Source organism: Pseudarcicella hirudinis (assembly GCF_900115665.1).
In the GTDB taxonomy this organism is placed as follows: domain Bacteria; phylum Bacteroidota; class Bacteroidia; order Cytophagales; family Spirosomataceae; genus Pseudarcicella; species Pseudarcicella hirudinis.
Genome location: NZ_FOXH01000019.1, coordinates 72,127 through 86,322 on the forward strand (window position 1 = coordinate 72,127; position 14,196 = coordinate 86,322).

General features: G+C 38.4%; 12 protein-coding genes. 8 read left to right on the top strand and 4 right to left on the bottom strand.

Annotated elements, in window-relative coordinates:
- The first annotated feature begins 597 nt into the window (after positions 1-597).
- From BM179_RS23080 to BM179_RS25455, 7 genes are all read left to right on the top strand, one after another.
- A complete protein-coding gene (locus BM179_RS23080) occupies positions 598-1,572 on the top strand; it encodes an N-acetylornithine carbamoyltransferase (RefSeq protein ID WP_092019540.1) in 975 nt (324 codons plus the stop codon).
- 120 nt (positions 1,573-1,692) lie between these two features.
- Positions 1,693-2,478, top strand: coding sequence for an acetylglutamate kinase (gene argB, locus BM179_RS23085; RefSeq protein ID WP_092019541.1), 786 nt, complete (start codon positions 1,693-1,695; stop codon positions 2,476-2,478).
- A 33-nt stretch (positions 2,479-2,511) separates the two neighbouring features.
- Positions 2,512-3,453 (top strand): ADP-ribosylglycohydrolase family protein, encoded by a 942-nt coding sequence (locus tag BM179_RS23090; RefSeq protein ID WP_092019542.1) that lies wholly within the window; start codon positions 2,512-2,514, stop codon positions 3,451-3,453.
- Between the two features lie 132 nt (positions 3,454-3,585).
- A complete protein-coding gene (locus BM179_RS23095) occupies positions 3,586-4,662 on the top strand; it encodes a M20 family metallo-hydrolase (RefSeq protein WP_092019543.1) in 1,077 nt (358 codons plus the stop codon).
- A 69-nt stretch (positions 4,663-4,731) separates the two neighbouring features.
- Entirely contained in the window at positions 4,732-6,069 is a 1,338-nt protein-coding gene (gene argH, locus BM179_RS23100; protein WP_092019544.1) for an argininosuccinate lyase, read from the top strand.
- A gap of 22 nt (positions 6,070-6,091) precedes the next feature.
- A complete protein-coding gene (locus BM179_RS23105; RefSeq protein ID WP_092019545.1) occupies positions 6,092-6,919 on the top strand; it encodes a hypothetical protein in 828 nt (275 codons plus the stop codon).
- Between the two features lie 27 nt (positions 6,920-6,946).
- Positions 6,947-7,090: a hypothetical protein gene (locus BM179_RS25455; RefSeq protein ID WP_177219497.1), complete on the top strand. Its 144-nt coding sequence runs from the start codon at positions 6,947-6,949 to the stop codon at positions 7,088-7,090.
- A gap of 113 nt (positions 7,091-7,203) precedes the next feature.
- On the opposite strand, the gene BM179_RS23110 is transcribed toward BM179_RS25455, so the two are convergent.
- A complete protein-coding gene (locus BM179_RS23110) occupies positions 7,204-9,111 on the bottom strand; it encodes a beta-N-acetylhexosaminidase (protein ID WP_092019546.1) in 1,908 nt (635 codons plus the stop codon).
- A 105-nt stretch (positions 9,112-9,216) separates the two neighbouring features.
- Positions 9,217-9,801 (bottom strand): riboflavin synthase, encoded by a 585-nt coding sequence (locus BM179_RS23115; RefSeq protein WP_092019547.1) that lies wholly within the window; start codon positions 9,799-9,801, stop codon positions 9,217-9,219.
- Positions 9,802-10,050: 249 nt separating this feature from the next.
- On the opposite strand from BM179_RS23115, the gene BM179_RS23120 reads away from it, so the two are divergent.
- Positions 10,051-10,680, top strand: coding sequence for a DUF1684 domain-containing protein (locus BM179_RS23120; RefSeq protein WP_092019548.1), 630 nt, complete (start codon positions 10,051-10,053; stop codon positions 10,678-10,680).
- 45 nt (positions 10,681-10,725) lie between these two features.
- On the opposite strand, the gene BM179_RS23125 is transcribed toward BM179_RS23120, so the two are convergent.
- Both BM179_RS23125 and BM179_RS23130 read right to left on the bottom strand, forming a co-directional pair.
- The gene (locus tag BM179_RS23125; RefSeq protein ID WP_092019549.1) at positions 10,726-11,430 is read right to left on the bottom strand and encodes a head GIN domain-containing protein; all 705 of its coding nucleotides are present in this window, start codon (positions 11,428-11,430) and stop codon (positions 10,726-10,728) included.
- 294 nt (positions 11,431-11,724) lie between these two features.
- On the bottom strand, positions 11,725-14,175 hold the full coding sequence (locus BM179_RS23130) for a PspC domain-containing protein (RefSeq protein ID WP_092019550.1): 2,451 nt from the start codon (positions 14,173-14,175) through the stop codon (positions 11,725-11,727).
- Positions 14,176-14,196 lie beyond the last annotated feature (21 nt).

The following is a 14,196-nucleotide window of genomic DNA, read 5'->3' on the forward strand; positions in this document are numbered from 1 at the left end:
TTTATTGAGTTTTTTGTTAGTTTTCTATTGTTAAGTATCTGAAAAGCGATGAGCGAAATGTATTTTATTGATGTTTGATAATTATTTAAAGAAAAAGATGTTTTTTTTTATTAGTCGTGTGACTTTTTAAATCAAAAACAGTTTTATATGTATAAAATTTAGATTCAAGGCGGTGTGGGGAAAGAATTTCGACGGGAAAACTTTCACTAGAGCCAGCTGCTTTTGAACTGTATTTTGGTGTGTTAGTGATATAGAATCGGCAAGCTCTTTTGGGCATGCCGATTTTTTTTTCCCCGGAATTTTAGAATTATCCTATTTTCCTGTCTTTTGGTCGGCTGTATTTGAAGGATGAATAATGAGAAAATTACCCTTCAAATTATTTCGGATGTTAAACCTGAAACTTTAAAAATTATTTTTTACGCCTGAAATGTCGGTTAAATTATTCTCCTGATTCACTATCTGTTAACTTTTCGAAAGGTTTTTTATAAAATTCAATAGCCTTTTTAACATATTAAGTAATTTTGCACTTATGTTTTTGAAAAATGACAGATTTCTTCTTCATTTTCAGATGAACCATTTTACAATTAATAAAAAGTCATGAATCACTTTCTCTCGGTCAAAGAGGTCTACAACTTAGACGTTTTGGTTAGAAACGCTTTGTTGTTTAAAAAAACGCCATTCGCAGACAAGCATTTGGGCAAAAACCGCACAATAGGTTTGCTTTTCTTCAATTCTAGTTTGAGAACCCGATTAAGTACTCAAAGGGCGGCGCAAAACCTGGGCATGGAAGTGATTGTTATGAATGTTGGCGCTGATTCGTGGCAACTGGAAATGGAAGAGGGTGTAATTATGAACTCTGACAAAGCTGAACACGTAAAAGAAGCTGCTGCTGTTGTCGGCCAGTATTGCGATATTGTCGGAGTAAGAAGTTTTCCTTCTCTGACTGACCGTGAAGCGGATTATTCAGAAAAGGTTATGAATCAGTTTGTTAAATATACAGGACGCCCGATTATAAGCCTGGAATCAGCAACCCGTCATCCTTTGCAATCGCTCACCGATTTGATTACGATCAGTGAATATAAGACAAAAGCCCGCCCGAAAGTTGTACTTACCTGGGCGCCTCATGTCAAAGCTTTACCGCAATGTGTTCCGAATTCTTTTTCAGAATGGATGAATGTAGCTGATGTTGATTTTGTAATTACGCATCCTGAAGGGTATGAATTAGCCCCTGAATTTTCAGGAAATGCTAAAATAACGCATAACCAGAATGAGGCTTTTGAAGGAGCTGATTTTATTTATGCCAAAAACTGGTCTTCATATACCCATTACGGTCAGATTCTGAATCAGGATCCGGCCTGGATGGTTACTATGGATAAAATGAAACTGACTGATAATGCCAAATTTATGCATTGTTTACCGGTAAGAAGAAATGTAGTGGTAGAAGATGCCGTGCTTGATTCAGACCATTCTATTGTAATTCCACAGGCAGGAAACCGTGTTTGGGCAGCTCAGGTTGTTCTCAAAGAAATGCTGATGGGATTGAATAGAAAGGAAAGCCCATATTTGTTTTAAGAAAAACTGATAGTTTCAGAGAAGAATGCCGGAAAGTAGAAACTGCCTTTTCAGGATATAATCAGCCAAAAGGCGGTATATCATTCCTTTTTTCCTGAAATCTGTTATAAATAAAAATTAATGAAACTTACCGTAGTGAAAATCGGGGGAAATGTGATTGATAATCAGGAGTTTTGCAGGAGTTTTTTGCAGGATTTCTCCCAAATTGAAGGCCCAAAAATACTTGTACACGGAGGAGGGAAGATTGCGACAAATATTGCCGAAAAGCTGGGGATTGAAACACTGATGGTTGATGGCAGAAGAATTACTGATAAACCTATGCTGGATGTAGTAACAATGGTGTATGGTGGATTGGTAAACAAGAGCCTTGTAGCACAACTGCAAAGTTTTAATACCAATGCAATTGGCTTGACGGGAGCCGACGGCGGCGTGATTTTATCAAGAAAAAGACCGGTAAAAGAGATTGATTATGGTTTCGTCGGAGATATTGAAAAGGTAGATTCCGGGCAGATTGCCGGAATGCTGGGACAGGGACTTACCCCTGTTTTTGCACCTTTGACATTTGACCGCGACGGTAATATGCTTAATACCAATGCTGATACCCAGGCTCAGGCGGTCGCAGTGGCAATGGCAGAGGAATTTGAGGTAAATCTGGTTTATTGTTTCGAAAAGAAAGGTGTATTGTCAAATCCTGAAGATGATGATTCGGTTATTTCGACATTAATACCTTCACTTTATGAACAATATAAAGCCTCCGGGGCTATTTTTAAAGGCATGATTCCAAAGCTTGATAATGCCTTTAAAGCTCTTTCTGAAGGTGTATCACAGGTAATTATTTGTCATGCAGCTGAAGTAAAACAAGCTGTCAGTGAAGGAATAGCGGGGACGAAGTTGGTTTTGTCTTAAAATAACCGGCAAATTGTATTTGTCAGGAGGAAAATGAAAGAACACATCAAAGGATTTTTATTCGGAACTACCATTGGCGACGCTTTAGGCGTTCCGGTAGAATTTATGAGCCGTTCGTTCCTCAAACGTTCTCCGGTTGTAGATATGAGATCAATGGGAACACACTGCCAGTTAGCAGGAACCTGGTCTGATGATACTTCCTTAACTTTCTGCCTGACAGAGCAAATTATTGAAGGGTATAATCTGGAACATTTATCGGAGAAAATCTGTAAATGGTACACACAAAATTACTGGTCAGCCAGGGGTGAGGTGTTTGATATTGGTATTTCCACAAAGAATGCCCTGGATCGTCTTCTCAAAGGAACACATCCAGCTGAATCAGGAGAAAAAGGAGAGTATTCTAATGGAAACGGTTCTCTGATGCGGATTTTACCTTTGGTTTTTTACCTGAAAAATAAAAGTATTGAACATCGCTTTAAAATCATTCAGGAAGTTTCCGGAATTACGCATGCTCATATCAGGTCGCAAATTGCCTGCTTTTTTGCTGTGGAACTTTCCATTAACTTATATAAAGGCCTTGAAAAAGCCAAAGCTTATCTTGATACCCAGAATACGGTCAGGGACTACATTAATACCATTCATATTCCGGCATCAGAAAAAGAGCTTTTTATCAGAATTTTTTACGATAACATAACACAGGTTCACGAATCTGAAATTTATTCATCCGGATATTCCTTACATACGCTTGAAGCAAGTTTATGGGCTTTTTTAACCACAGACAGTTATAGTGAGGCGGTTCTGAAAGCAGTTAATCTGGGGGATGATTCTGATACTACAGGCTGTCTGACAGGAGGATTTGCAGGACTTTATTATGGTTTTGATGCAATTCCTCAGGAATGGATTGCGCAGCTTGCCAGAAAAGATGATATTATGGATTTATCTGAAAGGCTGACAAACTGGGCTCATAAACAATGATTTACGTATTGAAGGGTAAAGAGACAAGAGCGTGAAGACAATAAACCAGGGCTGTGAATTAAACTGTATCCGTAAAATTTAATCAATTGATTTTGAATCTAATAGCTTTTGGCAAAATGCCGGCTAACGAATATGACCCTACAACAACAACTTACTCAGAATGCTGTTGAGTTATTAAAAAAACTCATTTCCACACAATCTTTCAGCAGAGAAGAAAACCAGACAGGAGATATTTTGGAGGAGTTTTTCAGAGAACAGAATATTCCTTTCAGAAGAAAAATAAATAATGTCTGGGCAAGGAATCAGCATTTTAACTCTGCTTTACCTACTGTTTTGTTAAACTCCCATCATGATACGGTCAAACCAAATCCTTCATGGACGCTGAACCCGTTTGAACCGCTTATTCGGGATGGAAAACTTTATGGTTTGGGCAGTAATGATGCCGGAGGATGTCTGGTGAGTCTTTTGGCAACATTTTGTTATTTTTACTATCGCAATGATCTTAAATTTAATCTGCTTATCGTTGCTTCTGCCGAGGAAGAAATTTCAGGCGTAAATGGGCTGGAATTGTTGCTGAAGGAAAATGATTTACCGGAAATAGATTTTGCGATTGTAGGTGAACCGACACAGATGCATCTGGCAATTGCCGAAAAAGGACTCATGGTACTGGATTGTGTAGCGCATGGGAAGTCAGGCCATGCTGCGAGAGAGGAAGGAGATAATGCCATTTACAAAGCTATCCGGGATATTAACTGGATTCAGAATTATAGTTTCCCGAAAGTTTCTCCGGTTTTAGGACCTGTAAAAATGTCTGTTACCATTATTAATGCCGGCAAACAACATAATGTGGTTCCGGATGCCTGTTCTTTTACAATTGATTGCCGCGTAACTGAACAATATTCTCTGGAAGAAGTTTTTGAGGTAATTGATAAGCATACAGAATCTGAGATTGCAGCAAGATCAATCCGGCTGAAGCCTTCTTCTATTTCTGAAGACCATGATATTGTAAAAGCCGGATTGGAATTAGGAAGAACAACTTACGGTTCTCCGACAACTTCAGACCAGGCGGTTCTTTCCTGTCAGTCGCTGAAGTTAGGACCCGGACATTCAGAACGTTCTCATACAGCTGATGAATTTATTTATCTTTCTGAAATAGAAGAAGGTATAGATCTTTATATCAAAATGCTTGGAAAAGTAATAACCGGCTGATTCTGAATGAGATAAATAATTAGTTTTTGGCAGATATTTTCTGCATTACATCTTTAAAACATTTGAAAAGTGGCAAAACTTTGGCAAAAAGATAATTATTCAATAAACGATAAAATTGAAAAATTTACAGTAGGACGTGATCCTGAGTTTGATGTTCTTCTGGCAGAATATGATGTTTTGGGTTCAATGGCACATACCACTATGCTGGAAAGCGTAGGTTTGCTGGAAAAAGAGGAATTGAAGGAGCTTTTGGCGGAATTAAAGAACATTTATGCTGAAATCCAATCCGGAGACTTTGAAATTGAAGAAGGAATAGAAGATGTTCACTCGCAGGTAGAACTGATGCTGACCCGTAAGTTAGGCGAGGCCGGAAAGAAAATACATTCAGGCAGGTCAAGAAACGACCAGGTTCTGGTTGATCTTAAGCTCTTTACCAGAGCAAAATTACAGGAAGTGACTGAGGCTGTAAATCATTTGTTTGAATTATTGATTACGCTGAGTAATACCCATAAGGATGTTTTATTGCCAGGTTATACACATTTGCAGATTGCCATGCCATCTTCTTTCGGGTTATGGTTTGGGGCTTATGCAGAAAGTCTGATAGATGATACAGAAATGCTTCAGACAGCTTATCGTCTGGCGAACAAGAACCCTTTGGGATCAGGAGCAGGATACGGGTCTTCTTTTCCGTTGAACCGTACCTTAACAACCCGGTTACTGGGCTTTGATAATCTGCATTATAATGTGGTTTATGCACAAATGTCGAGAGGAAAAACAGAGCTTTTTGCCGTAACAGCCATTGCTCAGATTGCCTCAACGCTCTCAAGAATGGCAATGGATATTTGTTTATATAATTCACAGAATTTCGGGTTTATCAAATTACCGGATGAAATGACAACCGGAAGTTCGATTATGCCGCATAAAAAGAATCCGGATGTAGCGGAATTGCTGCGTGGAAAAACAAACAGATTGAAAGGTCTGCCAAATGAAATTATGCTGGTTTTGAGTAATTTGCCTTCAGGATATCATCGTGAAATGCAATTGCTTAAAGAAGTACTGATGCCTGCTTTTGATGAAATATTAAATTGCCTCGATATTACGCATTTTATGCTTTCAAATATTCAGGTAAAAGAAGGTATCCTGGAAGATCCTAAATATGACCTTTTGTTTTCAGTAGAAAGGGTTAATCAGCTGGTATTGGAGGGTGTTCCTTTCAGAGAAGCATATAAAATTATCGGAAACGAAATTAATTCTGACACTTATGCTGCCAACCGGGATCTGGCACATTCGCATGAAGGAAGTATAGGAAATCTTTGTAATGATCAGATTACTGCTATGATGGATGAAGTTCAGGGAAGATTTGGTTTTGAAAAGGTAAAAAAGGCTATTGATGAATTGTTGTCTTAAAGGTATCTTCAAATCATGTTAAATGGATACGTTATTGTTGAGAAAAATACTTCTGCTTTCCTTTATTTTGCTGAAATTCGGTAGTACTTCCGGGCAGATTGTCTCCGGAAATCCTCCTGAACCGGCAAAAGAAAAAGACAGTGTAACCATTCGCCGGAACCGGAAGGCATTACTGGATATACAGATAGATCAGAGAAAGTCATTTCTGGGGCAGCCTGATTTTCCTATTACGATAAACGGATTAAACGTAGGCTGGACCTATAATAAAAGAATCAGATTCGGAGTAGGAGCTTATTTTGTGAATGCTGTTACCCCAAATGCCTATTTTGTACCATTTAATCAGTTAATTAAGGATTCAGCACCCGGAGCCACGATTCTTTACAAAGACAAAAAGGCGCTTTATCTGGTAGAGGCGACTACCAAGCTTTATTATATTACTCCAAGTATCCAATATAACTTTTATCGCTCTAAATGGCTTGATATTGGAATAATATTTGAAATCGGAACGGGATACAGTGAAAAAATTCAAACAGATTATTTTTCCGGAGAAGTTATTCCTGTAATCAATAAAAAAGATAAAATTTTAAAAACAGAGAACTGGTTTTTCCCGGCTTCAGGCGGAGTTTCCTTTCTGGTGAAATTATCTGAAGATGTTGGTATTTCGGCAGCTGCAGGATACAGACAGATTGTAGAGGAAGTTGGGGTGAGTGATAATTTCAACGGGTCATATTATCAGCTGGGTCTTCGTTTATTTCCATTTCGTATTAAATCTGAAATTGCGAAAGATCTTAAGACATTAGGAAGAAAAAAAGAACATCCGGAGCTTAATAAAGAGAAGAATACTCAATAACTTTACGTTATCTCTAAAAGCTCTTACATGGAAGAAAATCAAACCAGTCAACCATCAAAATTTAAATCCTGGCTCAAACGACTGGGATGGGCGGGCTTTTTATTCTTTCTGATAAAAGGCTTGCTCTGGCTGATTATTCCATACCTTATCGCAAAAGGTTTCTGGAAATAATTTTAAATAAATTTTTGTTTTAGACAAACAGCATGTTTTAAAAGCGAAAGGTTCAGAGAAATTCCCTGAACCTTTCGCTTTTTTCATACTGTATTTTGCGCTCAAAAATTTATTTATTCATCAACATACTGGGTAACAAACTGATATTTCCCCACCCGGTCTCTTAATTCCTGCATGGTGAGCGTAATGATTTTACCAGTTCGTTTGCCATTGTGGTAGGTTACAGCTTTGAGAACGGTTGCATTTTTAGGGATATCCAGCGCTCTTCCCTGATATTTAGGGTAAAATGAATCGGGATTTGTACCGTCAAAAGTATAGTGAATATCCAACCCTTCCACTTCAGTACTCATATCGATTTTGATGTTGTCATTTTCATCCTTCAGTGTCCTGATAATCGCATCAAATGCACTTCTTGAATAATTGATTTCAGCTTCGTCCAGTCTTTCAAAGTGGTTCTCTACCTTTTCTACAAAGTGATTCCAGTTTTTGTTACTTTTCTGAGACCAGTACACTTCAGAAAGGGCAAGCAGTCTTGGATAAAGCATATATTCAAGATGGCGGGTATTAGGCACGGATTCTGTCCATAAATTTCCCTGACCTCCCAGAACCAATTCTTCATTTACTCCTCCGGGAACCGGCTCAAAACTATAGGATTTCTTTAAACGGCACATTCCATAAGTAACAGGCTCTGCCGCCGGATCACCCTGATAGAGATCCAGATAAACATATTCAGAGGGAGTCATGATAACTTTATGACCTTGTCTGGCAGCTTCAATTCCGCCTTTTGTTCCTCTCCATGACATTACTGTGGCATCCGGAGCTAAACCTCCTTCCAGAATTTCATCCCAGCCGATTAGTTTTTTACCTTTGGATTGAATGATTTTCTCTACTTTTTTTACAAAATAGCTCTGGAGTTCTTCGCTGGATTTGAGATGCTCTCTTTTCATCAGATTCTGACAGGCCGCAGATTTTTCCCAGAAACCACGATAACATTCATCACCTCCCATGTGGATATAAGGATGCGGGAAAAGTTCTGCGATTTCCTCAAAAACCTTATCCAGAAATTCGTAAACCTTTTCATTGGAAGGACATAATGCATTTTCTGTTTCTTTATAAAATTTAGAACCTGCATTTACCTGAAATGTTCCGCCTTCACAGGAAAATTCGGGATAAGCAGCGAGAATGGCCATGCTGTGCCCGGGAACGTCTATTTCAGGAAGGATCTGTATATTTCTTTCCTGAGCATATTTTACAATTTCCCGGATATCTTCCTGGGTATAAAAACCGCCGTAAGTGGCAGCTTCTTCGGGTTGCGCGGGTTCTCTGTCCCACCAGTTTCCAACCCTGGGCACACGCCAGGCTCCGATTGAAGTAAGTCTGGGATAACTTTTAATTTCTATCCGCCAGCCCTGGTCGTCAGTAAGATGCCAGTGAAAAGTATTCATCTTGTAACGGGCTAACTGGTCAATAAACTTCTTGACATATTCCTTCGGGAAAAAATGCCTGCTTACATCCAGCATAGCACCTCTCCATCCAAATCTCGGATAATCGCTGATACTTACACCGGGAATTTTCCAGGAAACTTTTTGAGGGGAATTAGCTTCGATTTCTTTGGGAAGAAGCTGTAAAATGCTCTGAATTCCATAAAAAATACCAGCAGGTGTATGGGCCTTTACCGTAACTTTTTGAGGACTGACCTCAAGTGAATAACCTTCTTCCTGCCCGATAACTTTAAAGGTGGTCTGGTCTATTTTTAATTCAATGATTCTTTTGGTCTTAATGAGTTTTTCATCAGAAACTGCAATTTTATAACCTGTAGGTTTTTCAAGTGTTTCCGAAAGAAATCTGCCTAGTCTTACCAGATCCGGATTGGTAGCAGAAATCGAAATTCTGACATCCGGTGTGAGTGAAAATACCCCGGGATTTCGGGTCAGACTTACAGGCTCAGGAATAATATGTATATCTTTCTGCGCAAAAAGATTGCCGGCAGAAAATAAAAATACGAAAAGGAGCTTCTTCATTATAAATGTTTTGACAAAATGATGTTTAAAGGGCTTTCATGAAAATTGAAACAAGATTACCTTTTTTGAACCATCCGGAGGTTAGCAGCAAAGACGACCTCAAATTTATAAATTCATCATTCTTTTTATATACTTTCCTACAATGTCAAATTCAAGGTTTACTTCATCCCCGATTTTGAGTGCATGGAAAATAGTATTCTCATAAGTGTAAGGAATGATGGCAACTCTGAAAGCGTCAGGCTCAGAATTAAAAACAGTAAGGCTGGTTCCGTTAATACATATTGAGCCTTTTTCAACTGTAACATTATGACTATCAGGTGAGTATTTAAAATCAAAAAGCCAGGAGCCATTCTGTGGCTGAATATTGGTACAAATGCCAGTCTGATCAACATGCCCCTGAACAATATGCCCGTCAAAACGGCCATTGGCTGCCATGCAGCGTTCGAGATTTACTTTTGTCCCGATTTGTAATTTACCCAGATTTGTTTTTTGCAAAGTTTCATCAATGGCAGTAACAGAATAAGTATTGTCTGAAATATCAATGACCGTCAGGCATACACCATTATGCGAAAGACTCTGGTCTATTTTTAATTCATTGGTAAACGGACAGCGTAATTTGAAAGTAATATTGGTTCCTTCACGTGTGATGTCAACGACTTCTCCGAGGGCTTCTACAATTCCTGTGAACATTTTGGCTATGAAAGTTTCGGGTTTTAGATAGTTAATTTTACTAATTTTGAGGGTAATTCTGAAAACGTTCTTTCTCAGAACTAATTTCTCAACAAATTAAAGGTAAACTTGGTTGCCCTGAAAATTTTATTGAATGGAATTGCTTTTGCAGGGAAATTTTGGGACAATTTTACGATAAAAGAATCAGACTCTGATAAAAATTACTAGTATTTCAATAAGAACCGGTATTATTTAAAAAATCATAATCCAATGAAATTCAATTTTAAAATATTTATTCTGGCAGCAGTTGTGGTAATCGCTGTTTTCTCTTTGTTTCAGATTAATTCTGAAAATGAGGCGGCGAAAATAAAATCTCAGTCGGGTGAAAAAGAAACTTATGAGAAAGGTATTCAGAAAATCCGTCTCGACAAAGATGAGTTGCTTGAGCATGATAAAGATTCTCCGATCGAAGATAAAACCAAATTCAAAGGATTAAATTATTATGCAATTGACCCTGAATTTAAAGTGGAAGCAACACTTGATTTGCTGGTGAGCAATCAGAAAATCAGGATTCAGATGACTGGAGGAGAAACAGTTGAATTTGAGGCATATGCCAATGCAACTTTTGAACTGGAAGGCAAAAAATGTGCTTTAAAAATCTATAAAAATGAAGAAGGCGGCTTATTTCTTCCTTTCAGAGACGAGACTAATAAATCTGAAACTTATGGAGGAGGTCGTTATCTTGATTTGAATATTGATGAGGTAAAAGACAGAAAAATCCTTATCGATTTTAATCTTTGTTACCTGCCTTATTGCGCCTATAATCACAAATTCACCTGCCCGGTTCCTCCGGCTGAAAATACTTTGGCTTTGGCGGTAAGAGTAGGGGAGAAACTTTAAAAAAGAGAACCGGGAATATATTCAAACCCGGTTCTGTTTTTTAAATTAGTCAGCCCTTACGGAAGAAGCTCCTGATGAGCTTTTTCTTAATGAAGGATTTCCCTGATAGCGTACAGATGAAGCACCGCTTGCTTCCACATTAAGAGTCTGCTGAGCGCTTATTTTTACACTGCTTGCTCCTGAGGCATCAACGTCTGCGTCACGGGCTGTGAAACCATAACAATTGATATCACTTGCACCAGAGGCATCCAGGTTAAGTTTAGAGGCTTTTCCTGTCATTTTTAATTTTGAAGCGCCGGATACATCCATTGTTACTTTGTCGGCACTAAGACTAATATCTGAATTTGAAGCACCTGAAAGTTTCAATGTCAATTCTTCCAAATCATTGAATCCGGCGATTTTTGATCTGGTTGCCCCGGATAAATCAACCGCCTTTAAGTTTGGCATCACTACTGTAAAATGAACATTTTTACGGTTTTTACGCCACCCGATTCCACTTTTATATTTTGCTACCAAGGTAGAGCCGTTTACTTTTACATCAAGATCGTCGAGGTCTTCCTGACGTTCGGCATCAACAGAAACTTTGAAAGAGTTGCCTCTGGTAACTTCAAGAGAAAAAGCACTTGAAAAATCCAGCTTGGTAAAGTTAGAAAGAGAAAGTTCTTTTTTGTATTGTGCGTTACTAACAAGGCTGGCAAACAAAAGAGCAGTTAGAATTAAAGAATTACGGAGCAGTGAACGAGTTTGCATAAGTTTGTTTTGATTTAGTGAAATTTTCGTTTTGGAATAAGATGATAAAACTTTCGGATACGTTGCATGAAATACATTTTATTTTCAGAATTTCCGGAAAATACATGGCTTCTGGTTTCATGAATCTTAAAAATTACCACCTTGGAATGTTTAAGATTGAAAGTCTGCCAAAAGTATCGTAAAATTTATGCCAAAATGATAATTGACTGAAAGACAACAGGTTGTTTTTAAGATTTAGAGATAAGACTGTCCGTTTATGATACAGGTTTCGTTCATAAACGGACAATTTTGTTTTTATTCGTTAGAATGATCAACTTCTTTTACAGAACCGGAGTTTGTGGTAGATTTCGTTACAGAGGCAGAACCTTTGTATAAAACAGTACCGGAATCAGCAGCTTTTGCCTTTAGTTCTTCAAGAACATTCACTTTGGCCGTAGCATTCTGATTAACTTCAATGTCTGCATTGACGATTTCTGAATCAAATGCCTTCAATTCCGAAGAGTTAGCCAGTTTGGCTTTAATATTTTCCCATCTTCCGTTTAACGTCAGGACCTGGTTATTAGCCAGTAATACTTCCAGTTTATTGACATTAAAGTTTTCGATATTTGAGTTACCTGAAGTGTTGATGTTAATACCCCGTAATTCAGGCATAGTAATAATTACTTTTGCAACCCCTGAAATATTTTTGAGATAAAGCGTTCCATCTTTGACTTCAGCCTCTATGTCGTTCATATTTTCCCTGAAACCACCTGCCTTAACACTGTAGTGGTCACCTTGTCTGATATGAACATCACATACTGCGCCATCCTTGCCCTCGATTTTTACAAATTTGAAGCTGTTTTTATCAAAATATTTAATAAAATCTCCGGCAGGGAAGTCCTGTGCATTGTCTTCATTATTTCCGTTTTCATCTCTGATAACCGGTTTACGGTTCAGGCAAACAATGTCTCCGTTTTTAGTAATTTTCCAGAGAGATCCTTTGAATAAATCTCCTTCAGAATGATCAAAATAGCCATTATCGAAAGTGTTTTCCACGAAACGGGCGAATTCTTCTGTCATGCTGAAAGGTTTCTCATAAGGAATAAAGAGCTTCATTCTCAGTCTTTGGTCACGGAAAAAAGCATGTTCTTTCAACTCAATAATATTATCAAATTTAATAACAGAGTCTTTTTGAATAATGCCATAAGAAATTGTTTGAGCATTTCTCTCAGCATCTACTTTATTTTGGCCTTCAGCTTTGAAAACCTGCTGAACCTGTAAAGCTTCTCCGTCATATCCTTCCAGTTCAAGGGAAGGTCGGAGGTTGAAATTATTCTGGTAGTCTTCAATATCAAAAAGCGGGATGGAGTTTCCGGTAGTATAGTTTACCGTTTTTTCGATGCTTTGATCTGTACTGAAGTTGGCTGCATATCTTGTTCCTTCGAATAAGCATATGATACTTCCGATGAAGAAAACACCGAAAAGACTTTGCCAGACCAGCGGAACAAACAGATTTCTCTTAACAATCAATGAAATACCTCCCAGGCCTACCGCAACTGTCGGTGCAGCACATGCCAGAAACAGAGCCAGAATTGACCATGATGAAAAATCTTTCGCGAATACACCAAAAGGAATGTCATGAAAGATAAAAACCGGAGCTGATTCAAGCGCGGCTACCCCTGCAAAAAGTGCTACAAATAAGCTGAACAGTATGCCAAGTGCAGTTGACACCATGATAAATCCTGCAAATATTCTGAGCGCAGTCAGAAAGAATTTAGCCAAAGGTGTAAATGCCTTGAAAACCTCTGCCATAGCTCTGAAAGGAAATAAGAGAATCTTAGACAGACTGTCTTCCTGCTTTCCTTCTAGGTTCAGGCTTCTTTTAATATTGGTTTCAATGTTTTCAAGCGTAATAGGCTCACCTGTCATCTGCATTCTGTCAGTGAGGGTTTTAGCCTCAGGAGAAATAGCCCATAATACCACATAAGCCACAATACCGGTTCCGAAAAACACGATACTCAATACGAAAAGAAAGCGAAGCATTCCTAAATCCCAGCCTGTGTATGAGGCTACACCGTTTACCACTCCGCCGAGCACTTTTCCTTCGGGATTTCTGTAGAATTTTTTCACTTTATCATCTTCTTCCAGGGTTGCATTTGCCGGGAAAGCTACCCAGAATGCAATATACAATACCAGTGGAAAGGCACTTAAAGGGCTGTTTGTTACAGGAGATCCGACGAACAGGAAGATCAGGAAGAACAATCTTACCCAGATAGGATCAAAATTGAGATAATGTGCAATTCCTGCACAAACTCCACCCAGAAGTTTTCGTTTTACATCACGGTATAACCTTTTATGAGGCAGAGGAATCTGTGTCTGCTCATTAGGTATTTCTGAAGTTCCCGGCTTTTCTTTGGCTTTTTCAGACGAAGTGGTAAATCCGGCACTTTCAGTTTTTGCCTTTTGTCCTGACATTTTTGCCAGATCTTCTTCTTCTTCCAAAGCCTGAAAATCTGCTACAGAACCCATTGAATGAATCAGTTCATTGACGTCATCCAGTGAAATAGCCTGTTTGTCTTCCTTCTTCTGCTTGTCCCAGAATTTTTCTGCAATTCTGCTTTCGATGTCTTCAACAATTTCCTTAGAACCTTCATAAGCAGAAAAATACTTTTGAATTGCTTTCAGGTAGGCACTTAGTTTTTCATACCCGTCTTCTTCGATGTAAAAAACGATGCCAGCTATATTGATAGAAATAGTCTTTTTCATTGTCTTAATTTGAGTTTTGAA

Excerpts from the sequence above, each read along its gene's own strand:
- BM179_RS23120 (WP_092019548.1), top strand. The coding sequence starts at position 10,051 with ATGAAATTCAATTTTAAAATATTTATTCTGGCAGCAGTTGTGGTAATC.
- BM179_RS23105 (WP_092019545.1), top strand. The coding sequence starts at position 6,092 with ATGGATACGTTATTGTTGAGAAAAATACTTCTGCTTTCCTTTATTTTG.
- BM179_RS23090 (WP_092019542.1), top strand. The coding sequence starts at position 2,512 with ATGAAAGAACACATCAAAGGATTTTTATTCGGAACTACCATTGGCGAC.
- BM179_RS25455 (WP_177219497.1), top strand. The coding sequence starts at position 6,947 with ATGGAAGAAAATCAAACCAGTCAACCATCAAAATTTAAATCCTGGCTC.
- BM179_RS23115 (WP_092019547.1), bottom strand. The coding sequence starts at position 9,801 with ATGTTCACAGGAATTGTAGAAGCCCTCGGAGAAGTCGTTGACATCACA.
- BM179_RS23125 (WP_092019549.1), bottom strand. The coding sequence starts at position 11,430 with ATGCAAACTCGTTCACTGCTCCGTAATTCTTTAATTCTAACTGCTCTT.
- argB (WP_092019541.1), top strand. The coding sequence starts at position 1,693 with ATGAAACTTACCGTAGTGAAAATCGGGGGAAATGTGATTGATAATCAG.
- BM179_RS23080 (WP_092019540.1), top strand. The coding sequence starts at position 598 with ATGAATCACTTTCTCTCGGTCAAAGAGGTCTACAACTTAGACGTTTTG.
- BM179_RS23095 (WP_092019543.1), top strand. The coding sequence starts at position 3,586 with ATGACCCTACAACAACAACTTACTCAGAATGCTGTTGAGTTATTAAAA.
- BM179_RS23110 (WP_092019546.1), bottom strand. The coding sequence starts at position 9,111 with ATGAAGAAGCTCCTTTTCGTATTTTTATTTTCTGCCGGCAATCTTTTT.
- BM179_RS23130 (WP_092019550.1), bottom strand. The coding sequence starts at position 14,175 with ATGAAAAAGACTATTTCTATCAATATAGCTGGCATCGTTTTTTACATC.